The sequence below is a fragment of the Mesorhizobium newzealandense genome (assembly GCF_042682145.1).
Taxonomy (GTDB): domain Bacteria; phylum Pseudomonadota; class Alphaproteobacteria; order Rhizobiales; family Rhizobiaceae; genus Mesorhizobium; species Mesorhizobium newzealandense.
In genome coordinates this window covers 499,293-523,337 of record NZ_JBHUGZ010000017.1, presented here as the reverse complement: position 1 = coordinate 523,337, position 24,045 = coordinate 499,293, and the positions used below count along the sequence as shown (strand labels likewise).

Genomic DNA, 24,045 nt, shown 5'->3' with positions numbered 1-24,045 from the left:
CGTCCGGAATTGCATCAAAACAAAGAGATAGCGCGGTTCTGCGTTGCCGTGAAACGATCACCCGCCCTTAGCCGCGCGGAAGAATTCGCCGGATGACCGACTTGTCGGCGGCCGGCTTTGAAGCCCCAATCGCATAGGCCGAAAGCACGGCTTCAGCGGCCACCTCGGCGTCGGCCAATGAACGGGCATGGACCAGCGCCAGCGGCTCGCCGATCCTCACTTCCGCACCGACCGGCAACAGCCTGGTGATGCCGACCGCGGGATCGACCTTGTCATCCGGCCGCGTGCGCCCGCCTCCCAGGCCAACCATGGCGAGCCCGATATCGCGGGTCGCCATGCCGGTGACGAAGCCGTTTGCGGTCGCCTTGACGGCAAATTCGATCGCCGCTTTCGGCAGGTATTTTTCCGGCTTTTCGATGAAATCGACGGGGCCGCCGAGTGCGGCGACCATGCGCGCGAAAGTGGCGGCGGCGCGGCCGCTGGCAAGCGTCTCGGTGGCGCGCCGCATGCCATCCTGGTTGGACGACACCAGTCCCGCCGATTGCAGCATTTCGGCGGCGAGCGCCAGCGTCACGTCTTCCAGCCGACGATCACGAAGACGCCCGGTGAGGAAATCGACGGCGTTGCGCACCTCGACCGCGTTGCCGGCGGCCGACGCCAGCGGCTCGTTCATGCCTGTGATCAACGCCGAGGCCTTCAACCCGGCACCATTGGCGATCTCGACCAGGCTGTTGGCGAGTGCGGTCGCATCGCGGGATTTTTCCATGAAGGCGCCGTTGCCGACCTTGACGTCGAGCACCAGCGATTGCAGCCCGGCCGCCAGCTTCTTCGACAGGATCGAAGCGGTGATCAGTGGCACCGATTCGACCGTGCCGGTGACATCGCGGATCGCGTAGAGCCGGCGATCGGCGGGCGCGAGGTCGGCGGTCTGGCCGATGATGGCGCAACCGGTTTCGAGCACCGCCTTGCGAAACAGCGCGATATCGGGCTGGCTGGCATAGCCGGGGATCGCATCCATCTTGTCCAGAGTGCCACCGGTATGGCCCAGGCCACGGCCGGAAATCATCGGCACATAGGCGCCGCAAGCAGCGACGATCGGCGCCAGCATCAGCGAGACATTGTCGCCGACGCCGCCTGTCGAATGCTTGTCGGTGACCGGGCCGGGCAGGTCCGACCAGTCGAGCACGTCACCGGAATCGCGCATCGCCAGTGTCAGCGCAACCGCCTCTTCGCGGCTCATGCCGTTGAAGAACACCGCCATGGCGAAGGCGCCGACCTGGCCGTCCGAAACGGCCCCGTCAGTCACGCCCTCGACGAAGCCGGCGATCTCCTGCGCCGACAGTTTCAGGCCATCGCGCTTGCGTCGGATGAGTTCCTGGGGAAGCATCAGCTCTCCAGCAGCCCGTCGCGGAACACACGCTGCAGGATCGTTGCCAGCCGCGCGCCGCCGACCGGCGCCATGTCCTTGGTCTCCTGGTGCGAAAGCTCGGCCCCGGTCATACCGGCGGCCAAATTGGTGATGACCGAGCAGGCGGCGACCCGAAGTCCGAGGAAGCGGGCAAGAATGACCTCCGGCACGGTCGACATGCCGACCGCGTTGGCGCCTATGATGCGCGCCATGCGGATTTCGGCGGGCGTTTCGAAGCAGGGGCCGGAGAACCACATGTAGACGCCCTTGTGAAGCGCGGTGCCGGTCGCCTTCGCGGCCCGCTCGAGCGCCTTGCGGATGCCTGCATCATAGGCCTCGGTCAGGCCGACGAAGCGGCGGTCGCTGGGCTCGCCGATCAGCGGATTGGTGCCGGAAAAATTGATATGGTCTGATATCAGCATCACCGAGCCCGGCGGCATGTCCGGATCGACCGAGCCGGCAGCATTGGTGAGGATCAGTTTCGTGATGCCGATACCGGCAAGCACTTCCAGCACCGGCCGCATCGCAGCCGCGTTGCCGTGCTCGTAATAGTGGGCGCGGCCGGACAGCATCAGCACCGGCACGCCGGCAAACAACCCCGCCACCACTTCGCCGGCATGGCCGGTGACGCCGCTTCTGGGAAAACCGGGCAGGGCGGCATAGGAAATGCGGATCGGATCCTCGATCTGGTCGACCAGCCCGCCCAGGCCCGAACCCAGCACCAGTGCGGTCGACGGCGCCAGGCCGTCCAGCCTTTCGACGAGATGGTCGAGCGCCTTTTCCGTCATCACAGCCAACTCTTCATTGCAGCCAGTTCTTCATTTCAACCAGGTCTTCATTTCAAAATGTCGCCGCGGAAGCCGTAGGGCAGCATCTCGCCCATGGTCACGGTCTCTGCAACACCGGTATTGTCGCAAAGATAGAGTTTTGTTTCCGGCCGGCAGAATTCGGCCAGCCGCTGCCGGCAGCCGCCACAGGGCGAGCATTTCGCCATGCGTTCGGCAAGGACGGCAATCTCCACGATCTTGCCGCCGCCGCCCATGATGTAGTGGCCAAGCGCTGTGGTCTCGGCGCACCATCCTTCCGGATAGGATGCGATCTCGATGTTGGCGCCGGCAAAGACACGCCCGTCCTCGGTGCGCAAGGCGGCGCCCACCGGAAACTTCGAATAGGGCGCGTAGGCCTTGGCCATGGCAGCCTTGGCGGCCTCGAACAGATCATGCGACATTCAGTTGTTCTCTCCGATGATCGTGTCCAAAACCCGGCACTCCCGCTTAAAGCGCGTCGCGTCGAAATGGATTCATGCGACGCGCTTTAAGTCTTTTTTCTATGCATGTCGTTGTCTCAAAACCGGGACCACTTTTGAGCGACATGCCTTGGCCTGAGCCGGGCTCAGCGTTCCTTGACGTAAGGCACACCGCCGGCGCGCGGCGGGATCGCCTTGCCGATGAAGCCGGCGAGCAGGATGACGGTGAGGATGTAAGGCAGCGCCTGCATGAACTGCACCGGCACCTTGCCGATGATGGGCAGCGGCGAGCCTTGCAGGCGGATCGACAGCGCGTCGAGGAAGCCGAACAAGAGGCAAGCGAACATGGCGTTGACCGGCTTCCACTTGGCAAAGATCAGTGCAGCCAGCGCGATGTAGCCCTTGCCGGCGGTCATGTCCTTCACGAAGCCACCATTCTGCACCATCGACAGATAGGCGCCGGCGATGCCGGTCAGCACGCCGGTGCAGATCAGCGCCCGGTAGCGCAGCCAGGCGACGGAAATGCCGGCGGTGTCGACGGCGGCCGGGTTCTCGCCGACGGCGCGCAGGCGCAGGCCGAAGCGGGTGCGAAACAGCACCCACCAGGTGAACGGCACCATCAGGAAGGCGAGATAGACCAGGATCGAGTGGCCCGACAGGAGCTCGGCATAGATCGGTCCGATGATCGGCACATCGTGGATGGCATCGGCGCCGGGCCAAGTGATGGCCTCGAAGCGTTCGCCCGGCTGTAGTGCCGGCGTGCGGCCACCTTGCTCGAACCAAGCCTGGCCGAGGATGATGGTCGATCCGGCGGCGATGAAATTGATCGCCACGCCGGAGACGATCTGGTTGCCGCGATGGGTGATCGAGGCAAAGCCGTGGACAAGGGCAAACGCGACCGAGATCAGGATGGCCATGCCGAGGCCGAGAAAGGCCGAATGGAACACGGAAGCGGCCGCCGCACCGGCGAAGGCGCCGACCAGCATCTTGCCTTCGAGACCAATGTCGAAGATGCCGGCGCGTTCCGAATAGAGGCCGGCGAGGCATGCGAGCAGCAGCGGCACCGAGAGGCGGATGGTCGAGTCCAGTGTCTGGACGATGGCGTTGAACACATCCATTTCAGGCACCCTTCCCCTTGACCGCTTCCATGCCGACCGATCGCGGACTGAAAGAGGCGAACAACGCCTGGATGTAGGGCCGGAACATGTGCTCGAGCGCGCCGGCGAACAGAATCACCAGACCCTGGATGATGACGATCATGTCGCGGCTGATCGCCGGCATCTCGAAGGCGAGCTCGGCACCACCCTGGTAGAGCATGCCGAACAGGATCGCCGCCAGCACGATGCCGACAGGATGCAGGCGCCCCATCAGCGCCACCGCGATGCCGACGAAACCGGCGCCGGAAACGAAGTCGATCGCGACATTGTGCTGGTCGCCCATCACCGGATTGAGCGCCATCATGCCGGCCAGCGCGCCCGAGATCATCATCGCGGTGATGATGATGCGGGTTTCCGAAATGCCGGCATAGCGCGCCGCCTTCGGGCTGTGTCCGTAGGTGCGCATCTCGTAGCCGAGCTTGGTGCGCCAGATCAGCAGCCAGACCAGGAAGGCCATGATCAGCGCCAGCAGGAAGGAAATGTTAAGCGGTGCCGAACGGATCTTGGCGCCGAACAGCTCGATGATCCAGTTGAGCTTCGGCAATTCCGCGCCGGCGAGGAAGTTGCGCGTCTGCGGCGCTTGCGAGGCTGCGGGCTTCAAGGGGCCGACCAGCAGGTAAACCATGATCGAGGCGGCGATGAAGTTGAACATGATGGTGGTGATGACGATGTGCGAGCCGCGCTTGGCCTGTAGATAGGCGGGGATAAGCCCCCACAACGCGCCAACGACCGCCGAAGCGACGATGGCCAGTGGAAATGTCAGCCACCACGGCAGCACGCTGTCGAAGGAAAGACAGACGACCGCGATACCGAGGCCGGCGATGTAGGCCTGCCCCTCGGTGCCGATGTTGAACAGGCCGCAATGCGCTGCCACCGCCACGGACAGGCCGGTGAAGATGAAAGTCGTTGCATAGAACAGGGTGAAGGCAATGCCTGTCCCCTTGCCGAAGGCGCCTTCGACCAGGATGACGGCGGCGCGGAACGGGTTCTCGCCGACCAGAAGCACGACGAAGCCGGCGACGACGAAAGCAACGAAGAGGTTGATCACCGGGATGAGGCCGTAGTCTGCCCAGGCCGGCAGTTTGGCGTAAGGCGTGCTCATTGTGCGGCCTCCTGATGCTCGACGCCGGCCATCAGCAGGCCGAGTTCGCCCTCGGTCGCTTCCGGGCCGCGCTCGCCGACGATGCGGCCGGCAAACATCACCAGGATGCGGTCGGAGAGCGAACGGATCTCGTCCAGCTCGACGGAAACCACCAGCACTGCCTTGCCCTGGTCGCGCATGGCGATCAGGCGCTTGTGGATGAACTCGATGGCGCCGACATCGACGCCGCGCGTCGGCTGGCCGACGATGAGAACACCCGGGTCTTGTTCCATTTCCCGCGCCAGCACGATCTTCTGCTGGTTGCCGCCGGAGAAATTGGCGGTCTTCAGCCGGCAGTCGGCGGGGCGGATATCGTATTTGCCGATCTTGTCCTTGGCATCGTTGCGGATGGCATCGATGTTGAGGAACGGCCCTTTCAAATAGCGGGGGTCGTCGTGATAGCCGAGGATCGAGTTCTCGTTCTCCTCGAAGGCCAGCACCAGCCCGACATGGTGGCGATCCTCCGGCACGTGGGCGAGGCCGCGGTCGCGCAACTCGCCCGGGTCGGCGGCACCCGTCAGGTCGATCGGCTTGCCGTCGAGCATGACCGAGCCGGACACGGCGCGCCTGATGCCGGAAATCGCCTCGAGCAGTTCCGATTGTCCGTTGCCGGCGACGCCGGCGATGCCGACGATCTCGCCGGCGCGAATGTCGAAGGAGATGTCGTCGACCATGGTGACGCCGCGGGTGTCCCTCACCGTCAGGTTCTTGACCGCGAGCTTGACGGCGCTGGCTTCCGCCTCGCCCTTTTCGACCCTGAGCAGCACACGTCGCCCGACCATCAGCTCGGCCAGTTCCTCGACGGTGGTCTTGGCTGTCTCGCGCGTTGCCACCATCGTGCCCTGGCGCATCACCGACACCGTGTCGGTGATGGCCATGATCTCGCGCAATTTATGGGTGATCAGAACCACCGTCTTGCCCTGTTCCTTCAACTGCTTGAGGATGCGGAACAGATGGTCGGCCTCGGCCGGGGTGAGCACGCCAGTCGGCTCGTCGAGGATCAGGATCTCGGCGCCGCGATAGAGAGCCTTGAGGATCTCGACACGCTGCTGCAGGCCGACCGGCAGTTCCTCGATGATCGCATCCGGGTCGACCTCCAGCCCATATTCGCGTTCGAGACGATCGAGTTCGGAGCGCGCCTTGGCGATGCTGCGCTTCAGCAGCGCATCGCTTTCGGCGCCGAGAATGATGTTTTCCAGCACCGTGAAATTGTCGACCAGCATGAAATGCTGATGCACCATGCCGATGCCGAGCGCGATGGCGTCATTGGGCGTCTTGATCGATGCCGGCTGGCCGCCAACGCGGATTTCGCCGCTGTCGGCCTGGTAGAAGCCGTAGAGGATCGACATCAGCGTCGACTTGCCGGCGCCGTTCTCGCCAACAATGCCATGGATGGTGCCGCGTGCTATCTCCAGATTGATGTCGCGGTTGGCGCGCACGGCGCCAAAACTCTTGTTGATGCCGATCAGCTCAATTGCGGCTTGCGCCATGCAGCCTGTCCCACTCTTATTTTTTATCGCTTGGTCAAAATGCCTAGCATGACACTCCGCCCGTGCCAATTGGCGGAGCATTGGTCACTCTCGACAAATCCCGGTGCGCTTGTCAATTTCCAACGTGGCCGGGGCCTTCACATTCGCTAATATGGCGAAGCCGAAATTCGTATCGCGGCGCAAGGCATTGCGGTGCAAGACTGGGGATTTTTACATGATCATGCCCGCCGACCGGCTGACGACGCTGGAGATCCGCGCCGCCGAACAGGAGAAGACCATCGAGGAACTGTCCGGCCAGATCGCCGAGCAGTGGAAGGTGATCGAGCGCATGCAGCGCAAGCTCGACGCGCTGACCGACCGCTTCCTGGCGCTGGAGGAGCAGGCGGCACCTGACGTGCCTGTCACCAAGCCGCCGCACTGGTGAGGAAAAAGGGGGAGGGCGCAGGCCATGGCCAGTGAAAGCGATCGCATCGCGCGTGCCGGCGACTATGTGCTCGGCCTGATGAACGATTTGGAGCGCGAACGGGCCGAGCGCGACCTGGAGATCGACCCTGCCTTCCGCGACGCGGTCGTGCAGCTTGCCGACCGCATGCACATGTTCGACCGTGCCGAACCGGCTGATGGCGAAGAGCGCTGGACACAGATCACGCAGCGCATTGCCGAGCTGCCGCAAATGCGCAGCTCTGGCCTGGCCGGCAACGGTGCCAAATCACCGACAGTGATCCGAAACCTGTCTCGGCGCCCGCACGGCATCGGCCTGCATACGCTTGGCGGCCGGCGCGGATTTGCCGTTGCCGTCGGGCTGATCATGGCCTTCGTTCTGGGCTATCTGGCAGGCAAATTATAGGCGAGGGCGGCGCGCCATCAGTGCCATCGTTTCGTTGTCCTGGCCAAAGATCTCAACGGTATTCCAGCCAAGTGCTGCGTAGAAATCACGCGCATCCCATGTGTAGAGATAGCGCGTCTCGACGCCCAGCGCCGCTGCATGGGCTTCGGTTGCCCTGACCAGCGCGGTGGCGATGCCTCGGCCTCGATGGCTGCTGTCGACGACCAACCCGGCCAGCCATGGCGTCAGATCATGCGCGGGCTCGAGTTCGTGGCGAACCAGCAGGCATGTCGCGACCGGCACGTCGCCGATCCGGGCCACGAATGCCGCCTCGAAGCCGTCACCGGCGATCAGTTCGCGAAGCCCTGCCGCATCATCTTCGAGGGTCCTTCCCGTCTCCTCGAAAAAGGTGGCCAGGCGCAGCTGTGCGATCGCTACTACATCGCGCTCCTGCATGGGTTCGATTGTCGGCTGCATCGCTGTCCCGGAATGTTGGTGCCACCGCATCAGGCGAATGTTCCGCTCGATCCGGAAAACGCAAAACCGCCGGGCTTGCGCCCGGCGGTTTGCAGATCATGGCTGTAGGTCCGTGCCGCTCAATAGGGGCAGGCGTTGTCGGCGGTGTAGTCGTGCACCTCGATCTTGCCGGAGATGATGTCTGCCTTGGCCTTTTCGACGGCGGCTTTCATCTCGTCGGTGATCAGCGCCTTGTTGTTGTCGTCCATGGCGTAGTCGACACCGCCTTCCTTGAGGCCGAGATTTTGCAGGCCGCCCTTGAAGGTGCCGTTCTTGCCGTCCATGAAGGCGTTGTAGACGGCAACGTCGACGCGCTTCATCATCGAGGTCAGCACCTTGCCGGGCTGCAGGCCGTTCTGGTTGGAATCGACGCCGATGCCAAGCTTGCCGGCATCCGCCGCCGCCTGCAACACACCGACGCCGGTGCCGCCGGCCGCGGCATAGACCACGTCGGAGCCCTGGTCGATCTGTGTCTTGGCGATCTCGCCGCCCTTGGCCGGATCGTTCCAGGCAGCCGGCGTGTCGCCGGTCATGTTCTGAATGACGTCGGTCGCACCGGCCGACTTGGCGCCGCCGACATAGCCGCATTCGAACTTGCGGATCAGCGGGATGTCCATGCCGCCGATGAAGGAGACCTTCTTCGACTTCGACGCCATCGCCGCCAGGATGCCGACCAGGTAGGAGCCTTCATTCTCCTTGAATACCAGCGAGCGGACATTGGGCAAATCGACGGCGTCGTCGATGATGGCGAAGTTGAGGTCAGGATATTCGGCCGCGACCTTCTTCAGCGCATCCTCCCAGGCGAAACCGGCCATGACGATCGGGTTGCGGCCGTCCTCGGCGAAACGGCGCAGCGCCTGCTCGCGCTGCGAGGCGTTGGAGACCTCGAACTCGACGTAGGCCGTGCCGGTCTCTGTCTTGAATTTCTCGGCGCCATGATAGGCAGCCTCGTTGAAGGATTTGTCGAACTTGCCGCCGAGATCATAGAGGATGGCCGGCTGGACATCCGCGGCGAAAGCCGGAAGAACCATTGCGGTTGCGGCCAGGAGGCCGAGAACGATACGTTTCATGTGATCCACACCCTGTCGGTTATTTTTTCCGTTACGCACCGCCTGCCGGCCCGGTTCTCCGGCAGGCATGCGACGTCAGCCAGGAGTGTACTTCCCTCCCGCTCGGCGGCAATCTGGCACGACCCGAAACAAAATTCACGCGGAATTTTGACCTTTTGGAAAAGCATCACGCGGCAAGCCGCGCCGCGGCTTGATCGTTGCGCCAAAGGCTTCAGGCGGCGGCAGCCGGGACGACGCAAGCGATGCCGGTGCCTTTGAGGTTACAATAGCCGTACGGGTTCTTCGCCAGATATTGCTGGTGGTCGCCTTCGGCGAAGTAGAATTCGGATGCCGGCGCGATCTCGGTCGTGATCTTGCCATGGCCGGCACCGCGCAGGGCGGCCTGATAGACATCGCGCGAGGCGCGCGCCGCCTGCAATTGCGCATCGCTGAGCGTGTAGATCGCGGAGCGGTAGGTGGTGCCGACATCATTACCCTGGCGCATGCCTTGCGTCGGATCGTGGCTCTCCCAGAACAGCTTCAGAAGTGCTGCATAGGAGACGATTTTGGGGTCGTGGACGACCAGCACCACTTCGGTATGGCCGGTGAGGCCGGTGCAGGTTTCCTGATAGGTCGGGTTGGGCGTGAAGCCGCCGGCATAGCCGACCGCGGTGACCCAGACGCCATCGAGCTGCCAGAACAGCCGCTCCGCGCCCCAGAAGCAGCCGAGCCCGAACATCGCCGTCTCAAAGCCTTCGGGGTTGGGACCCTTGAGCGGCTTTTTCAAGACATGGTGCCTGGATGTCGTCGGGATCGCCCGGGCCCGGCCCGGCAACGCCTCGGATGGCTTCGGCAGATTGAGCTTCTTGTTCAGCATGTCGCTGAGAAAGAACATGCGCGGTCTTCCCTCTGCTCGATCTCTCTGTTTTGACGCAATTCCCTAAGGGAAAGCGTTACGCGCTTTTCCCGGGAAAACCGCTTCACACTTTTCCCGGAATTGCGCTAGGTGGCGGCGAACTGGCCCGTGCGTCGCTGCCGCCTGTAGCCGATCGCATAAAGCAGGAAGGCCAGCACCGCGAACACGGCGAAGCCCGGCTGGTTCAGCACCCAGGCGATGGCGATGTCCCACAGCAGCGGGCTTGCCTTGATTCGCACGAAGCTTTCGAAGGCGGCCCGCGTGTCCGGCGAGACGGCCAGCCAACTGGTGTTGAGCGGGGTCAGCACCAGCGCCGAAGCCGCCACGGTGCGCGTCGCGTCGAGCACCGCCATGATGACGGAAATCGACAGCGAGACCATCGCGGCAAGACGAAAGACGAAGCGAAACATCAGGGGACCTTCCTCCGGCCAGTCCTCAAGCTCCTCCCGAGGGCCTTCCGGTTTCCAAACGAGAGATAGAATGCGCAGGCCTGGTTCGCAATCGCCATACGCGAATTGCAGGGCTCCGAACTCAGGTTAAATAGGAATTTATTCTTGACAGAGTGAAGGCAGTTATGCTAACAATATGGACATGGTGCTGATTTGCGCCAATGACCCGCCGCACAGGCGGGTTTTTCGTTTGATGCTTCGTCAACCAACGCGTCGGCGCCGAAGAAACCCGTTAACCCAGGTTCGTTGCCGCTGCGAATTTGAAGCCTGGCCTACGCCACCGGCTTGCGTTTGCGCCGATGGACGCGCCAGACGGCGAAAAGGCCGCCGGCGATGGCGCCGACGACCAGCCCGGCCAGCCCGATGAACAGGGCAAAATAGCCGCAGGCGCCCTCGAAGCAGCTCATATCGGTGGCATCCGCAATCACCGAGCCGGCGAAGAACCCGCCCACGGCGCCGATGACCGCGCCGAGGATGATGCCGAGCACGGCGGCGATGACCGAAACCAAGACAGGTGGGCTTTCGGTTGCCGGATTGGCATAGATCGTCTCGGCTTCGGAACCGCGGCGCAGCAGATAGATGCAGAGCAGGCCAATGGCGATTTCCGCGCCGGTGACGACAAGCGCTTGCCCCGAGAAGACGAAATCGGGAACCGTGAGCACATAGGCCTGCCTCGCCAGCAGCCAGATGATGGTGGCGATCTGCCAGATGGTGAAATGGCGCGGAAATCGTGCCGAACGACCGAAGGCGAGGCCGAGCAGATAAAGCCCCCACAGGATGGTGATGATGTCGACGGCGAGCCCGCCATAGATGAGATAGAAGACCCTGTCCGGCAGGCCGTATTCGCCGACCAGCCGCCAGGCGGATATCAGGCCGTAGAGCGACCATGCCATGACGAAGACCAGCCAACCCGGTGGCACGAAGGACAGGCCGCTGTCCGGCCGCCTGGCTGGCGTCTGTCCATTGTTCGATGTCATGTCCGGACGATGCCCCCGCAAAGCCTTTCCGCCACTCGACAGGCGACCCCGGGCGAAGTCAAGCGCCGCCGGCCTTGCGGCCTTGCCTGTGCACATCATTCGGATGGCGGCGCCTCAAAACGGGGGCGCCAGCAGCCTCGCGAAACGCTGTGTGGCCGGCAAAACGAATAGACTGCGGTTATGGCTTGGCATTCGACGCCGGATCGACTAGATGAGCCCCGCGCCTGTTGCTTCGACGGCTCAGGTGCAGGGGAAGGGCGTTCGCTGGTTGGCGGCGCCGGCGCGGAATTCCACGCCACCGCCCCAAGGGAGGTGCATCTCCCCAACCCGCGCGGCGAAACCGGCCGGCGCGACATGCATGGACGGAGAGGTGGCCGAGTGGTTGAAGGCGCACGCCTGGAAAGTGTGTTTACGGGAGACCGTAACGCGGGTTCGAATCCCGCTCTCTCCGCCAGACCCAAAAATATCCTATAATATTTTGATGATCTTAGTTCCGCCCGGTGCCCCATCCCGGTGCCCCAATAGTGTCTTACCAGCTCCATCGTGAGCGACTGCTAGTCGACAGCCACATCGAGAACGAACGACGAGTTACCATCGGCATCAAGCTGAAGCTCCCTCGCAGCCAATGATGTAAGCCGCTCAATCGGCAACTCAACCAAAGATGTCTGCGCTCCCCAAATTTGGGGGGAGAGGATGGCTTTGAACTCTTGCCCACTGACAAGGCTTCTTAGACGGTCCGCGTCTGTTTCCGATGCGAAGGCGATCAGATACAGCCTGCCATCAGCGCGATGTTGCAACTCGTAATACAATTTCTGTGACGGCAACGCCTGCCCGATTTCCCCTCGATCTGAGGGAAAAGGATCCCCCGATCTGAACCGAAGATAAACCGCCGCAACGTAGAAGAAAGTGCCTGCCGGGCTGTCAACGATGTTGCGACCAGTCTCCATCGGACGCAACGACCTTAGTGTCTGAATCGGAATGACCGCCGTGTTTTCAGGCCCTTGCGAGCCGTCGGGTAAGCATGCGGATGTTTGCGATGAGGACCCAGGCCTGTGCGGATTCGATGGACCGCTCGAAGTCCTTTGCCAGCCTACGGCACCTACCCAGCCATGCGAAGGTCCGCTCAACGACCCATCGGCGTGGCAGAATCTCGAAGCCCTTGGCGCTGTCCGATCGCTTGATGATCTCCATCGTGAACTTGCCGATCTTTTGCAGGGCGCCCCGCAGTTTCGGCCCTGCATAGCCACCATCGGCGAAGACATGGCGCAGCCACGGCCAGCGCTTGAGGATGGATTTCAGGACGGCCGGGGCGCCGTCGCGGTCCTGAATGTCGGCGGCGTGAACGACGACGCCGACCAGCAGGCCCAGCGTGTCGACGACGATGTGCCGCTTGCGGCCCATGATCTTCTTGCCGGCGTCGAAGCCACGAACGCCGCCGCTTTCGGTGGTTTTCACGCTCTGACTGTCGATGACGCCGGCGGACGGGCTTGCCTCCCGGCCTTCGCGTTCGCGCGCCGCCATGACGAGTTCATTGTTGATGGCGCGCAGCAATCCTTCGTCCCGCCAGCGCCAGAAGTACTTCTGCACCGTCGAGAACGGTGGGAAGTCCTTCGGCAGAAGCCGCCATGCTCCGCCCGACGACGCCATGTAAAGCAGCGCGTTCACAACCTCGCGCAGGTCCGTCTTGCGGGGCCGGCCGATCCGGTTCGGCGCCGGCATCAGCGGCTCGATCAGCGCCCACTCCGCGTTCGTCAGGTCGCTTGCGTAGCGCGGGCAGCGCCGTTCATAGTGAGGGCGAGTGGTTTCGGTCCAGGGCATCATGATCTCCGTCGAATCTCAGCAATCCGACAGAATCACAACCCGCTGAAATCACTCACTTCTTTTTGGAGCAGACACTTAGAGAATTTCTGGATCGAATAGCGGCAATGGCGCTGGCCGCCGTTTGGGTCACCAGTCCGTGAGAGACTTGGATCTCAACAGCCTTTGAGATTTCGGGGGCCTTCGGTGCTGCCTTCTGGCTTTCTGCTTCTACCCGTACGGGCTTCGGGTCTGCAGCTACCGCCGGTTCCGCTTCCGGCTTTTCAGCTAGCGGTTCAGCCTTTCCTTCATATCTAGATGAGATACGGAACTGCCCAGAGCCCTGACGCGTTGATCACGTTAGGGAGATCAAACAAATGACTGTCCATACGGACTATCGAACGAACAGAGCCGACTACGCGATTGCTGCGAGGCATGGCCGAGCGATCGCGGATGATGATCGCGATGAGCTACTGGCAAGAAAAAAGCAGTCGCTGTGGCTGAGAGATCGGCGAACCGCCAAATTGTCCGCAAACCCATCAGAAAGCTTGCCAGGACCGAAATCAAAACCGCGCTAGGCGGGGCGGACGGGATTGTTGACGGTCAGCGCGGCTTCTTCACCTTCGGCGTGATCTCCTCGATAGCGAAGCGGCGATTATACCGCCCGCCGATCGAGCAGGACTGCGAGGCCGCGAGACTTGGCCATTTCGATCACCAACTCTTCCAGGTCGCAATCGCTGAGCTGTGTGTGATGGTCTTTTCGGATATCTTTCAGAGCATCCGCGAGAGAGACGGAAGCCATCGTCGCGTGATCATCGAGCATTCGCCCAATAGCCAGCACCGCATCAGCATCAATATTGCGGGGCAGAGCTCGCATCGCCTTCTCCCGTAAAGATATCGCGCAAACGAGAAGCGCCTCCAATCCGCAAAAAGCCCGCTGCCTGAAGGATCATGGCAACGGGCTAACGTTGGAGGGGCAATTAAGCCCGCGATAATATTAGACGCAAAAGGTGCGCTTGTCGTTGAGCGGACTCCTTCCGCTTCACTAATGGGGACTACCTGTGCATAACTTCGGGGATATCTGCCTACTGATGGCCGGATGGAGGTGCCCTTTTGGCCAAATTACCAATGGGGCGAGAACGGCGTACAAATTCGCCAGCCGGCACCCTCTCCTTTGCCGGTTAGGCCAACCCCCGCCCTGACAGCTGGGCCGCTAGTAGCTCGCGAAATGCAGCCATGCCACGGTCGCGGCCAAAAGCAAAGCCCGCTGCCTCGGGGGGAAGCAGCGGGCAAATGCAGGGCCGGAAGGGCCTGTGTGCAAGTTTCCGGCAGCGCCCGACACAAACGGCGCGGCTGGAGGTTGGTTCCCTGATCCAATAGAAAAGCCCGCCACGGATGAAGCCGGGGCGGGCTTTTCTGACATATGATCGACCAGCTAACGGCGCGCGATCATCAGGCAAAGCTGCCGGAGGTCGCGGTCATAAGAACCGGAGCTGTTCAGCACGTCCACACAGCGCTTCTTCATCCGCGCCACCTGGCTGTCCGACATGTCGGCGACGACACTTGTCAGCCTTGCGGTGCTGGCGTTGGGCGCGTTGCTTTGGTTCGTCGGATTGGTTGGATCGGTGCCAACGCCGGTGCCTACCCCCGCGCCGACGCCACCGGCGCCTCCGATAGTCGCACCGACACCGGCGGTGACGCCGCCCGTCCCGCCAACATTGGCGCCAAGCCCAGCAGTGACGCCACCGGCCCCACCAACATTTGCGCCGGCCCCGGCATTGATGCCCTCGCTGCCTCCGACCGAAGCGCCGAGCCCTGCGCTGACGCCGCTTGATCCGCCGACGTTGGCGCCGGCTCCGGCGTTAATGCCGCCGCTACCACCGACGGAAGCTCCTGCGCCGACCCCGATACCACCTGATCCACCGATCGATGCACCAACACCAGCGTTCACACCGCCGCTTCCACCCACAGAGGCACCGGCGCCGACGCCAATGCCATCCGCTGTCACTGGAAGCGACAATGCAATAACGAATGCGCCGCTAGCCAGCGTCCTGGCGAAGGTCTTCACGAAATTCTTCATGATACACTCCTGTTGCGTTGCCTCGACAGCCACGAATTGGCTGTGCGACTACAATAACGACAGGCCGAGCTTCTTGGGTCCTTAACGGCAGAGCATTCCTCGAAAGAGGCCTTCTGGTTTATATCAGACATCTCTAATATCTAAATCAAAGTGCTGAAAAACCCGCCACCTTTCGGCAGCGGGCCAAGTCAGGCAGAGTGCTGGGATCAACCAGCAGCGACCGGCGGATGGGTTGGGTCAACGGTCACGGACGAGCACCGAGGAATGTGCTAATGTTTGAAACGCGAAACTAGTGCACCCACCTTTTTCTTTTGTCGCCTTAAAGCCATCAAAGATGATGCCCGCAGCTGCGGCCACATCGGGATCGAGAGTTACTGAGCCGGCGGGCACCATCATCAGTTCCACTTGAATTGGAGCCTTACTGGCGTCCATCAATTCACGGACATTTTTGACGCCAAGGGATTTTCCATAGTCCCACGCATCGTTTCGCAAGTCTCGACATTGGACGGCAGCGCTGAGAACGCTATCGTCTCGAAGCTGGTCGGGAGCAGATCCGACATGCTGAAAATCGCTGCGGCAATCGTCAGGGGCTGCAATGCGGGATCGACGCCTAGGGCCAAGCTGACGGAGACTTTCGTGCAGTTCCTTGAGGCTCCCGAGGAGCGTCACTGAACGGCGGAAAAGTTTTCCGCTGCACAAGCCCGCTGCCTCACGGTGGCGGGCTTTTCATTGGCGGTGGGGACTAGCGGGATTAGCGGCAAAATGCCGTCGCTTTCGAGTGTTAGCAGATGTGGTAAGGTTGATTGTCGGCGAGCAGCAGAGGTCCAGCAACAATGACTTTGAGACGAACCAGAGCTTACGGCACATCCGGCTTGGTTCTAGCGGTTTGCATTGTATTTGCTTGGCAGAACGCCGCTGCCGCTCAAAATTGCGACGCAGCCGCGACGCCTGGCGTCAATTGGCAGGACTGTGACAAAAAGCTTCTCATCCTAGAAGGACAGGACCTGAGCGGGGCGAACCTGATCGGTGTTGATTTCACTTCGACCGACCTCAGGAACAGCAATCTCCTTGCGGCAAATTTTGAGAAGGCAACGCTTGTGCGTGCTTCCCTGGCCGACTCGACCGCCAAAGGCGCCCGGTTCGACAAAATCGAGGCCTACAGGACCGACTTCAGCCATATGGACGCGCAGGGCGCTGTGTTTACGAGCGCGGAAGTGCAGCGCTCGAATTTCCAGGACGCCAATCTGACCAATGTTGATTTCACAAAGGCGGAATTGGGGCGAGCGCAGTTCCATGACGCCGATATCAGCGGCAGCCGCTTTTCGTTTGCCAATCTCGCGCGGGCGGACTTCCGAGGAGCGACGTTCACCGCGCCGATAGACTTTGACCGCGCTTTTTTCTTTCTGACCCGTATCGAGGGCCTCGATCTTTCCAATTCGGCGGGTCTATCCCAGTGGCAGCTCAACATGGCTTGCGGAGACGCCCGGACCGAGTTGCCTTCTGGCTTGACGAGGCCTGAAGATTGGCCCTGTAGCGAGCCATAGGCTCGGTGCCGTGTCGCTGCCGGGGCTGAAATCGTCAAGCGCGCCCCTCTCGGGAACGCCGCTATTCCAAGTGACAAAGCCGCTCAGCCAAGCGGAATCGGAGCCCATCGCCTTCTTCGTTTCCATGCACTCTCTCCAGTCGCGTGACAATCGCACTATCGGAAGGCGCCAGGCAACCGCGCTACACGAAAAGCGCTCCTGCGGGGAGCCGGCTTGCGTTCGCGATCGACTGGCGCGATGTTTAAGCGCGTGGAGGGGCGGTCATGGGGTTCTTGGGGAAGGCGCTGCCGGGGAGGAAGAAGGCGCGCAAAAGGTCCAGACCAGCGGTGAGGAAAAAATCGGGCGCCGGCGCCCGCAAGGCTGGCTACGCGCGCTAGTCGAATTCCAGCCTACCGCTTTGGGGTGCGTGTTGGCACCTGATCGAGGAGTGTAGTCTCATCGCTCTGTTGGGTTGAATCTGCTGCCGGCAGTTCACCTTCTGGCGTCAGCTTGTCGACTGCTTCGGGCAAATCTTTCGTGATCCTGGCAATCAGCTCATCGCGAGAGAGACCGGTCTGCATCGAAAGAGAAGTGAGGGTGTCCTCGTCTATTGCTGTCTCCACGTCTTTCGGTTCGATCGGCTCGTTGGGTCCGGTACCAACCCACGAATCTACCTTCGAACCCACTCCTGCATTTCTGAAGCGGTCGAGGATGTCACCAAGCGCCGTTCCGGACACACCCTTGGACAGCTGATCCATGAGCCCGCCTTGCGGGTTGTTGGGATCGCGATTTCCTGCACCACGGATCAAGTCGCCGATTTTGTCGCGATTTTGGTAGGCCAGAACGCCAAGCATTGCGATAGCCAGTCTTCCCAGATTTGCCATTGGTTTCCTCCCTTGGGTCACAGAGAGAAGGTCCCGTGCTCGCAAAGGTTCCGCCCTGTTCGATTCCCGGTAGACTTTTCCCCGGTGCTCCCGCTAGCCCGTCTCTTCCCGAAAATCCTGCAGCGAAGCATGGCGTAGGTCTTCCTCGCCGCGCAAGTGCTTAACGTGGCCGATGATCCCCGGCTTAGGAAAAGCAAGGGGTTGCTTGACAACAAAGTCAGCAAAACCAAGCATCTGTCGGACGCTCTCTCCGCCAGATTTTTCGCCTAACAGAGGCGAATGTCCCGGAATTCATAAGCTGGCTGCATGGGGCGCTGGCGTGAGGGTCGGGTTTACGGCAGCCGAGAGCGGCATCGAGGTTAATGTCAGAATGACTTAGGCGGCACATACAGGCAGATCGTAATGTCAGGGCCGTGTGGTGAGCGGTCATGATACCGGTTTGCAGCCGTTGCTTTTGGGGCATGGCACCAATGGAAACGCATGTCGTGTGACTGACGCACCCTGCCGTCGGCGTAAGGCAGCAACTCGCCGGATGGCACCTTGAAGCCCTTGCTTGTTTCCTGAACGGTGCCATTTTCGATCGGCTCGCAATGCTCGTTATGGCAGCACTGTTCTTCGTACCAGTCATCATGTGCCGATGCCGAGGGCAGTCCGAAATCGCAAGCCGCGGCGATAACAGCGCCCAACCCGAGAGCGCTTCGCCCCTTCAATGTCCAGACCATTACATAGGTCCCTAGTCCTCCCGATGGAGCTTATATTAGCGCGACCCCAAGAGCCTCGCCAGCGCGCGTTTCCGCCGGCCGCTGTCCTATCACCGGGGAAGCGTCCCGCGCGCCCTGGCGCCAGCCTGTGTTCTTGCTAGGAATACGAAGCTTGCCGACGCCTCTTAATTGTGGTTGTCCAACAAGAGGGCAAGCTTTCTGGCTGCGGCGCTTTCTACAATCAGTTCCTCCAGCCACATGTCGCCGACCCGAGCTGTGGTGATGCGACGCCTGATTACACGAAGCGCATCAGATATCGAGACTGCTGTGGTCTTCGCGTGATCATCAAGGTACCGGCCGACTTCAATCGCGGCATCTGCATCGATGTCGAATGGCAATTCTCGCATGGCACCCTCCCGCCATTGGCACGCAAACTCTGCGCCGGAATTATCGCGCTAAATCAACCAAGAGTCTTGCACGGTCATTCGGTCTCTGGGTTCATCAATTTGATGGCGAGAGAACCGAACACCGCCGTTTTGCCAACTTAGCAGCGATGCATTATCGGCCTATACTTCGCCAGCCGGCGAACCCTGTTTGCTGGTTAGGTCCGGTGGTCAAACCCCGAGCCCCCCGCCCTTGGTCGCTAGTGGCCTCGCCAGGGAGCGTTCGCGTCGTTCGCCGTGTCCTACAAGCAGAGGAGCGCCTTGCGCGTCTTGGCGCCCGCCTGTGGCCGCATGCCAGCGCAACCAAGCCTGCTCGGCTTCCTGCCTATATCCGGCCGGCATGGGCTGCCAATCGGCCGGCGGAAACCGCATGCACCACTTCGGCTCGCGATAACCCCAATGTTCGATCCCGACGATGTCGGACCAGTCGAACCGGACCGACACATTGAGTTTGGGGAAGTGCGGCACCTTGGCCTGCCACCCTGTGCGATCGATGTCGTATTCGCCGATGCCCTCGGCCCATCGCGTCCAGCCTCGGCCAGGACGTTCGGTGAGATCGCTGTCTCGCATGTATGGACTCGCTCCCTGAATAGCCGCATTCTCGCATGGGGAGAGAGGGCGTGGGCAAGGGCTAAAACCGCCGAAAATACGGCCGGCGCCATCGGGCCGGTAATTTGCTTCACTGGGTGAAGATTTTTGCCGCCATTGCAGTGATCGGTGGTCTCTTATCCCTCCAAGTCGTGGCGTTCTGCAGTGTTAGCCACAACTCCACTCCACGATTCTACCGTGTCCCAGGTCAGACCCTGATCGACATGTTGAAACGCGAGCGGTGGTTCTGCCGCGAGGCCGAGTAGAAGATCGCCCTCGCTGCCGTCCTAATCGAAGTCGCCGCCGTTGCGGCTCTCATAACTCAGACAGTGCTCTTCACGTCATCCACCACTACCCAAGCCGCGAGCGTGCAGCCCGGCGAAACTGTTTCGGTCACAGAGAAAGAATGCGCCAAGGCGACGTGGCCAGATATTCCAGAACATTGCCTGAAAAGAACTGAGGCGAGAGAGCGCACGCTCGCCCTGACTGCAGCGCAATAGAAAGCCCGCCAGCGTGATCTCATGGTCATGGGGAAAGGCGATCTCCGTTGAGGGGTTCGTCGCAACGAAGGATCATATTCGTGATCTCGGTGCCCGGCCTCAGGGGGAACGATCCGCTCCGTCATGAGTTAGCACTTCATGATGTACACCCTGGAGCAAAATGGACGCGGCGCGATGGCCGATCTCATGATTTTGGAACTGGCCAAGGCCAGACAGCGCGTCAAGCGGGCGGAACTCGCCCTCAGGCGCGCCAAGGAAATGCTCGACGAGGACTGCGGAGTCGGGATCAATATCGCGCTCTGCGGGAGGATAAGGGCCGCTCAGCGGCGTGTGATCGAGGCCAGGGAGCGCCTGGCGACGATCGATCCGTCAGCACGCGCGAATTCCAATTCCAATGCATCATGATTTTTGTGATTGTTGCGCAAGATGATCGCGACCTTCGACCTTGAAGCTGCGAGAAACGGCAACGTCTATCGCGCCGCAAGGCTTTCGATGCTGACGCAGCAAATGCTGCGGCACATCGAGCGCACGGACGCCTCGGCGCGGAAAGTCGAGCAAGTGCTGGCCACGTTGGCTGAAGCAAACGCGCTCATGCGGCATCAGTCGTAGGGCAGGGCGCCACGGTCGGCGACGGCGCGGTGGCTGAGATTGTGGCCCTCTCCGTCCCGGTCATTCGTCGCGGCCTTCCGACCAACCCCCCAATTCCCCTCTGCAGCACTGTCCCCGGGCGGCGAGCGCGGCGCATCGTGCGCGGGCCTCGTGCTCGACAAGGGACCGGTCGTCGTGCATGCGCTCGACGGCTTCGACTAGAACGCGCTCCTGATTTGGCCTGGGCTGACGCGAACGATGGCGGGCATCGCCATCAAAGGACGACCGCCGCATTCCATATAAAAGCTCTCGGCTCGGAACCTCCTGCCTCGCGGCGCGTTTCACGGCGTCCCGTCCGTGGACCAGCCCGGATATCTCTCCCGGCGCTGCGATAAATCAGGAGCCCGTTTATGCACGACAAGCTGTTTCATTCACCGGTCGCACTGACCGTCGGCCTAGGCTTCAAGCGCGAAATTGTCTCGCTGGCCGAAATGCACGATTTCCTGACCGACTGGACGACTTCCCGCCGGGGCCCGCTTTATCGTAACGCGGTGAAGGCATGTGATCTCGCCGTTCCGGGCTATGTGACCATCGAGCAGGCGCGCCGTGCGCTGGTCGAATTCGCGCAGGCTGCCAGTATCCTTTGGCCGGACCTTGAGCCGGCCGCGGGCGTACACGCCGTTGCCCGTGGTTATGGCGGCTACGCCGCCTGACGTCCAATGCCACCTTCCATTGTGGTGGCTAAACTGCACCAGCCACCACGGAAAGCCCGGCTTGGTCCTCCCCAGCCGGGTTTTCGCTTTTCTGCAACCTAGGAAATCACAGAAGAGAGCAATGCGCCCCATCGCGAGCGGATTGTCGCGATGGGGCGCCGCGCCAAACTGCATGATGCGGGAACCGCCAGGTTGGTTCGGCGCGGCCTTCGCTCGTTTCCTTGGATCTACGCTGCTTCCGCTGTGACGTTCACCGTCGATTCCGCAATCTGCGTCAGCGTCTCGTCGGTGGCCCTCTCTTCCTTCAGCGTCGCTTCGAGAAGTGTCACGGCTTCGTTCAGGCCGAGTTCGCCGGCCCAGGTCCTGAGCGTGCCGTAGCGCGAGATCTCATAGTGTTCGACCGCTTGCGCGGCAGCGAGCAGCCCGGCGTCGAGCGCGGGCGATCCCTTGTACTCCTGCATGATCTCGGCACCTTCCTCGGTGATGCCCATGATGGCCGCACAGGTCTTGCCGGCCGGCTTCTTGCCGATCACGCCAAAGACCTTCTCCAGCCTCGCGACATGGCCTTCGGTTTCGGTGCGGTGCTTTTCGAAGGCGGCTTTCAGGTCGGCGCTTTGCGCGGCCTTGGCCATTTTCGGCAGCGTCGCCAATATCTTCTTTTCGGCGAAATAGATGTCTTTCAGCGTGTCGTGAAACAGATCGTCGAGCATTTTCTGCTTTGCCATTGTCGTATCCTCTGGTGAGCCCTCAGGTCGACAATCTCGCATTGAAGGATTTGTTCCGCCCGTTCTGCAAGGAGCGTTCCTGCGCATTTCCGGAATGGCAGGGACCAAATTCTCATCCAGAGGATTGGCCCAGGGGTCGCGACGAGCCGGGCGCAAAATCTTTATAAAATTCCTATTTCTTTCCTTCCCGCCCCGTCTCGAACCTTTATGGCGATCGGGTCCATATCCCACCTTGAGCAAAAGTCGGATGCCGCCGCCAGTTGAAGTGCGGCCGGCCGTTTTGACGTAATTGCCGACCTGCCTGTAGCGGGCGAAAGTGGAAGACCGGAAGCAAGGAACAAGCACAATGGACATCATTGTTCTCGGGACAGGGGTTTTGTTTTTCGCCCTGTTCTTCGTCTACGTCAAAGCCTGCGACAGAATTTGAGCTGAAGGATCGGATCATGCTTGTCGATTACATCCTCGGTGGTGGCGTGACCTTGTTCCTGCTCGCCTACCTGACCTACGCGCTCGTTCGTCCAGAACGCTTCTGAAGGCACGGAAAGCCAAAGCCATGACACTTAACGGTTGGATACAGATCCTGGTCTTTTGCGGGATCGTCATTTTGCTGGTGAAGCCGCTCGGCGGCTATATGCACCGCGTCTTCAACGGCGACCGCACGCTGCTTTCGCCAATCTTCGGCCCGATCGAGCGTGGGCTCTATCGCATTTCCGGAACCAGCGAACGCGAGGAACAGCACTGGACCACCTATGTGGTGGCTCTGCTGCTGTTCAACCTTGCCGGCTTCCTGGTGCTTTACGTCCTGCAGCGCCTGCAAGGCAGCTTGCCCTACAATCCGGCCGGCATGACCGCGGTCGAGCCGGGGCTGGCCTTCAACACCGCTGCCAGCTTCATGAGCAACACCAACTGGCAAAACTACGGCGGCGAGAGCACGATGTCCTATCTCGTGCAGATGGCCGGCCTGACGGTGCAGAATTTTGTTTCGGCGGCCACCGGCATCGCCATCGCCATTGCCTTGATCCGCGGCTTTGCCCGGGCATCGGGCAAGTCGATCGGCAATTTCTGGGTCGATATGACCCGCTCGACGCTCTATGTGCTGTTGCCGCTCTGCATCGTGCTGACACTGGTCTATGTCTGGCTCGGCATGCCGCAGACGCTAGGCGCCTATGTCAACGCCACGACGCTGGAAGGGGCGCAGCAGACCATCGCCGTCGGCCCGGTCGCTTCGCAGGTTGCCATCAAGATGCTCGGCACCAATGGCGGCGGCTTCTTCAACGCCAATGCCGCGCATCCCTTCGAGAACCCCGACGCCATCTCCAACCTTATCCAGATGGTGACGATCTTCGCCATCGGCGCCGCGTTGACCAATGTCTTCGGCCGCATGATCGGCAACCAGCGCCAGGGCTGGGCGATCCTGTCCGCCATGGGCGTCATGTTCATCGCCGGCGTCATCGTCTGCTATTGGGCGGAAGCTGCCGGCAATCCGCTTGTGCATGCGCTGGGCATCGACGGCGGCAATATGGAAGGCAAGGAATCGCGCTTCGGCATCGCCTTGTCGGCATTGTTCGCGGTCATCACGACGGCCGCTTCCTGCGGCGCCGTCAACGCCATGCACGGTTCCTTCACAGCGCTCGGCGGCATGATCCCGATCATCAACATGCAGCTTGGCGAAGTCATCGTCGGCGGTGTCGGCGCCGGTCTCTACGGCATCCTGATGTACATCGTCGTCGCCGTCTTCGTCGCCGGCCTGATGGTCGGCCGCACGCCCGAATATCTCGGCAAGAAGATCGAGGCCAAGGAGGTCAAGATGGCGATGCTGGCCATCCTGTGCCTGCCGCTGGCAATGCTGATCTTCACGGCCATCGCGGTCGTGCTGCCGACCGGCGTGGCGTCGATGGGCAATGCCGGTCCGCACGGGTTCTCGGAGGTTCTCTATGCCTATACTTCGGCTGCGGCGAACAACGGTTCGGCCTTCGGCGGCCTCAGCGGCAACACACCCTGGTACAACATCACCATCGGTATCGGCATGCTGATGGGCCGCTTCCTGGTCATCATCCCGGCGCTGGCCATCGCCGGCTCGCTGGTGGCGAAGAAAACGGTCCCGGCCTCCGCCGGCACCTTCCCGACCGATGGCCCGCTGTTCGTCGGGCTGCTGGTCGGCGTCATCCTGATCGTCGGCGGTCTCACCTTCTTCCCGGCGCTCGCCGTCGGGCCGATCATCGAGCACCTGGCGATGATCCATGGGCAGACATTCTGATACGCCCCGTCCTGGATCAAAGCCATGTCCTGGTTCAACACCACGCGTCGCAAGGCTCGGCCCAAAGCCGA

At 61.6% G+C, this 24,045-nt stretch carries 29 protein-coding genes and 1 tRNA gene; 10 read left to right on the top strand and 20 right to left on the bottom strand.

The window, feature by feature from the left end; genetic code table 11:
* Positions 1-67: 67 nt before the first annotated feature.
* The 6 genes from deoA to ACFSOZ_RS26775 form a co-directional block, all read right to left on the bottom strand.
* Entirely contained in the window at positions 68-1,387 is a 1,320-nt protein-coding gene (gene deoA, locus ACFSOZ_RS26800) for a thymidine phosphorylase (protein WP_379102893.1), read from the bottom strand.
* Entirely contained in the window at positions 1,387-2,196 is an 810-nt protein-coding gene (locus ACFSOZ_RS26795; protein ID WP_379102891.1) for a purine-nucleoside phosphorylase, read from the bottom strand. The genes deoA and ACFSOZ_RS26795 overlap by 1 nt, the downstream gene beginning before the upstream one ends.
* A gap of 47 nt (positions 2,197-2,243) precedes the next feature.
* Positions 2,244-2,636 carry a cytidine deaminase gene (cdd, locus tag ACFSOZ_RS26790; RefSeq protein ID WP_379102889.1) on the bottom strand — a complete coding sequence of 131 codons (393 nt, stop codon included), beginning with the start codon at positions 2,634-2,636 and terminating at the stop codon, positions 2,244-2,246.
* 164 nt (positions 2,637-2,800) lie between these two features.
* Positions 2,801-3,772 carry an ABC transporter permease gene (locus ACFSOZ_RS26785; protein ID WP_379102887.1) on the bottom strand — a complete coding sequence of 324 codons (972 nt, stop codon included), beginning with the start codon at positions 3,770-3,772 and terminating at the stop codon, positions 2,801-2,803.
* Between the two features lies 1 nt (position 3,773).
* Positions 3,774-4,913 carry an ABC transporter permease gene (locus tag ACFSOZ_RS26780; protein ID WP_379102885.1) on the bottom strand — a complete coding sequence of 380 codons (1,140 nt, stop codon included), beginning with the start codon at positions 4,911-4,913 and terminating at the stop codon, positions 3,774-3,776.
* Positions 4,910-6,442, bottom strand: a complete 1,533-nt coding sequence (locus ACFSOZ_RS26775) for an ABC transporter ATP-binding protein (RefSeq protein ID WP_379102883.1) — start codon at positions 6,440-6,442, stop codon at positions 4,910-4,912. The genes ACFSOZ_RS26780 and ACFSOZ_RS26775 overlap by 4 nt, the downstream gene beginning before the upstream one ends.
* A gap of 217 nt (positions 6,443-6,659) precedes the next feature.
* Between ACFSOZ_RS26775 and ACFSOZ_RS26770 the strand changes: the two genes are divergently transcribed.
* Both ACFSOZ_RS26770 and ACFSOZ_RS26765 read left to right on the top strand, forming a co-directional pair.
* Positions 6,660-6,866: a SlyX family protein gene (locus ACFSOZ_RS26770; RefSeq protein ID WP_123151274.1), complete on the top strand. Its 207-nt coding sequence runs from the start codon at positions 6,660-6,662 to the stop codon at positions 6,864-6,866.
* A gap of 24 nt (positions 6,867-6,890) precedes the next feature.
* Positions 6,891-7,289, top strand: a complete 399-nt coding sequence (locus tag ACFSOZ_RS26765; protein ID WP_379102881.1) for a hypothetical protein — start codon at positions 6,891-6,893, stop codon at positions 7,287-7,289.
* Here the strand turns inward: ACFSOZ_RS26765 and ACFSOZ_RS26760 are convergent.
* From ACFSOZ_RS26760 to ACFSOZ_RS26740, 5 genes are all read right to left on the bottom strand, one after another.
* Complete coding sequence (locus ACFSOZ_RS26760) at positions 7,284-7,745, bottom strand: GNAT family N-acetyltransferase (protein ID WP_379102879.1); 462 nt, start codon at positions 7,743-7,745, stop codon at positions 7,284-7,286. The two genes, ACFSOZ_RS26765 and ACFSOZ_RS26760, sit on opposite strands and share 6 nt — an antisense overlap.
* A gap of 119 nt (positions 7,746-7,864) precedes the next feature.
* A complete protein-coding gene (locus tag ACFSOZ_RS26755) occupies positions 7,865-8,854 on the bottom strand; it encodes a BMP family lipoprotein (RefSeq protein WP_352654871.1) in 990 nt (329 codons plus the stop codon).
* 211 nt (positions 8,855-9,065) lie between these two features.
* On the bottom strand, positions 9,066-9,728 hold the full coding sequence (gene msrA / locus ACFSOZ_RS26750) for a peptide-methionine (S)-S-oxide reductase MsrA (RefSeq protein ID WP_379102877.1): 663 nt from the start codon (positions 9,726-9,728) through the stop codon (positions 9,066-9,068).
* Between the two features lie 107 nt (positions 9,729-9,835).
* Entirely contained in the window at positions 9,836-10,159 is a 324-nt protein-coding gene (locus tag ACFSOZ_RS26745) for a hypothetical protein (RefSeq protein ID WP_379102875.1), read from the bottom strand.
* Between the two features lie 311 nt (positions 10,160-10,470).
* Positions 10,471-11,175: a hypothetical protein gene (locus ACFSOZ_RS26740; RefSeq protein WP_379102874.1), complete on the bottom strand. Its 705-nt coding sequence runs from the start codon at positions 11,173-11,175 to the stop codon at positions 10,471-10,473.
* 364 nt (positions 11,176-11,539) lie between these two features.
* Here ACFSOZ_RS26740 and ACFSOZ_RS26735 point away from each other — a divergent pair.
* Positions 11,540-11,629: transfer RNA gene (locus tag ACFSOZ_RS26735), tRNA-Ser, on the top strand.
* 100 nt (positions 11,630-11,729) lie between these two features.
* Here the strand turns inward: ACFSOZ_RS26735 and ACFSOZ_RS26730 are convergent.
* Positions 11,730-12,122 carry a hypothetical protein gene (locus ACFSOZ_RS26730; RefSeq protein WP_379102872.1) on the bottom strand — a complete coding sequence of 131 codons (393 nt, stop codon included), beginning with the start codon at positions 12,120-12,122 and terminating at the stop codon, positions 11,730-11,732.
* 46 nt (positions 12,123-12,168) lie between these two features.
* The gene (locus ACFSOZ_RS26725; RefSeq protein WP_379092658.1) at positions 12,169-12,993 is read right to left on the bottom strand and encodes an IS5 family transposase; all 825 of its coding nucleotides are present in this window, start codon (positions 12,991-12,993) and stop codon (positions 12,169-12,171) included.
* 475 nt (positions 12,994-13,468) lie between these two features.
* Between ACFSOZ_RS26725 and ACFSOZ_RS26720 the strand changes: the two genes are divergently transcribed.
* Positions 13,469-13,864: a hypothetical protein gene (locus tag ACFSOZ_RS26720; RefSeq protein ID WP_379102870.1), complete on the top strand. Its 396-nt coding sequence runs from the start codon at positions 13,469-13,471 to the stop codon at positions 13,862-13,864.
* A gap of 543 nt (positions 13,865-14,407) precedes the next feature.
* Here ACFSOZ_RS26720 and ACFSOZ_RS26715 read toward each other — a convergent pair.
* A complete protein-coding gene (locus tag ACFSOZ_RS26715; protein WP_379102868.1) occupies positions 14,408-15,052 on the bottom strand; it encodes a hypothetical protein in 645 nt (214 codons plus the stop codon).
* A 237-nt stretch (positions 15,053-15,289) separates the two neighbouring features.
* Positions 15,290-15,544, bottom strand: coding sequence for a hypothetical protein (locus ACFSOZ_RS26710; RefSeq protein ID WP_379102866.1), 255 nt, complete (start codon positions 15,542-15,544; stop codon positions 15,290-15,292).
* Positions 15,545-15,885: 341 nt separating this feature from the next.
* Between ACFSOZ_RS26710 and ACFSOZ_RS26705 the strand changes: the two genes are divergently transcribed.
* Positions 15,886-16,596, top strand: a complete 711-nt coding sequence (locus tag ACFSOZ_RS26705; RefSeq protein ID WP_111544953.1) for a pentapeptide repeat-containing protein — start codon at positions 15,886-15,888, stop codon at positions 16,594-16,596.
* A 389-nt stretch (positions 16,597-16,985) separates the two neighbouring features.
* Here the strand turns inward: ACFSOZ_RS26705 and ACFSOZ_RS26700 are convergent, their stop codons facing one another.
* From ACFSOZ_RS26700 to ACFSOZ_RS26685, 4 genes are all read right to left on the bottom strand, one after another.
* Positions 16,986-17,459: a YidB family protein gene (locus tag ACFSOZ_RS26700; RefSeq protein ID WP_379102864.1), complete on the bottom strand. Its 474-nt coding sequence runs from the start codon at positions 17,457-17,459 to the stop codon at positions 16,986-16,988.
* 365 nt (positions 17,460-17,824) lie between these two features.
* Entirely contained in the window at positions 17,825-18,181 is a 357-nt protein-coding gene (locus ACFSOZ_RS26695; RefSeq protein WP_379102862.1) for a hypothetical protein, read from the bottom strand.
* 164 nt (positions 18,182-18,345) lie between these two features.
* On the bottom strand, positions 18,346-18,567 hold the full coding sequence (locus ACFSOZ_RS26690; RefSeq protein WP_379102860.1) for a hypothetical protein: 222 nt from the start codon (positions 18,565-18,567) through the stop codon (positions 18,346-18,348).
* Between the two features lie 207 nt (positions 18,568-18,774).
* Positions 18,775-19,173 (bottom strand): hypothetical protein, encoded by a 399-nt coding sequence (locus ACFSOZ_RS26685; RefSeq protein ID WP_379102857.1) that lies wholly within the window; start codon positions 19,171-19,173, stop codon positions 18,775-18,777.
* Positions 19,174-19,829: 656 nt separating this feature from the next.
* Between ACFSOZ_RS26685 and ACFSOZ_RS26680 the strand changes: the two genes are divergently transcribed.
* The 3 genes from ACFSOZ_RS26680 to ACFSOZ_RS26670 all read left to right on the top strand — a co-directional run bounded on the left by ACFSOZ_RS26680 (position 19,830) and on the right by ACFSOZ_RS26670 (position 20,992).
* Entirely contained in the window at positions 19,830-20,096 is a 267-nt protein-coding gene (locus ACFSOZ_RS26680) for a hypothetical protein (protein WP_379102855.1), read from the top strand.
* A 21-nt stretch (positions 20,097-20,117) separates the two neighbouring features.
* The gene (locus ACFSOZ_RS26675) at positions 20,118-20,300 is read left to right on the top strand and encodes a hypothetical protein (RefSeq protein ID WP_379103253.1); all 183 of its coding nucleotides are present in this window, start codon (positions 20,118-20,120) and stop codon (positions 20,298-20,300) included.
* A gap of 389 nt (positions 20,301-20,689) precedes the next feature.
* Complete coding sequence (locus ACFSOZ_RS26670; RefSeq protein ID WP_379102853.1) at positions 20,690-20,992, top strand: DUF982 domain-containing protein; 303 nt, start codon at positions 20,690-20,692, stop codon at positions 20,990-20,992.
* A 227-nt stretch (positions 20,993-21,219) separates the two neighbouring features.
* On the opposite strand, the gene ACFSOZ_RS26665 is transcribed toward ACFSOZ_RS26670, so the two are convergent.
* A complete protein-coding gene (locus ACFSOZ_RS26665; RefSeq protein WP_379102851.1) occupies positions 21,220-21,717 on the bottom strand; it encodes a YciE/YciF ferroxidase family protein in 498 nt (165 codons plus the stop codon).
* 443 nt (positions 21,718-22,160) lie between these two features.
* Between ACFSOZ_RS26665 and kdpF the strand changes: the two genes are divergently transcribed.
* Positions 22,161-22,250, top strand: a complete 90-nt coding sequence (gene kdpF, locus ACFSOZ_RS26660; RefSeq protein WP_081609884.1) for a K(+)-transporting ATPase subunit F — start codon at positions 22,161-22,163, stop codon at positions 22,248-22,250.
* Between the two features lie 20 nt (positions 22,251-22,270).
* Positions 22,271-23,974 (top strand): potassium-transporting ATPase subunit KdpA, encoded by a 1,704-nt coding sequence (gene kdpA, locus ACFSOZ_RS26655; protein WP_379102849.1) that lies wholly within the window; start codon positions 22,271-22,273, stop codon positions 23,972-23,974.
* Positions 23,975-24,045: the final 71 nt, after the last annotated feature.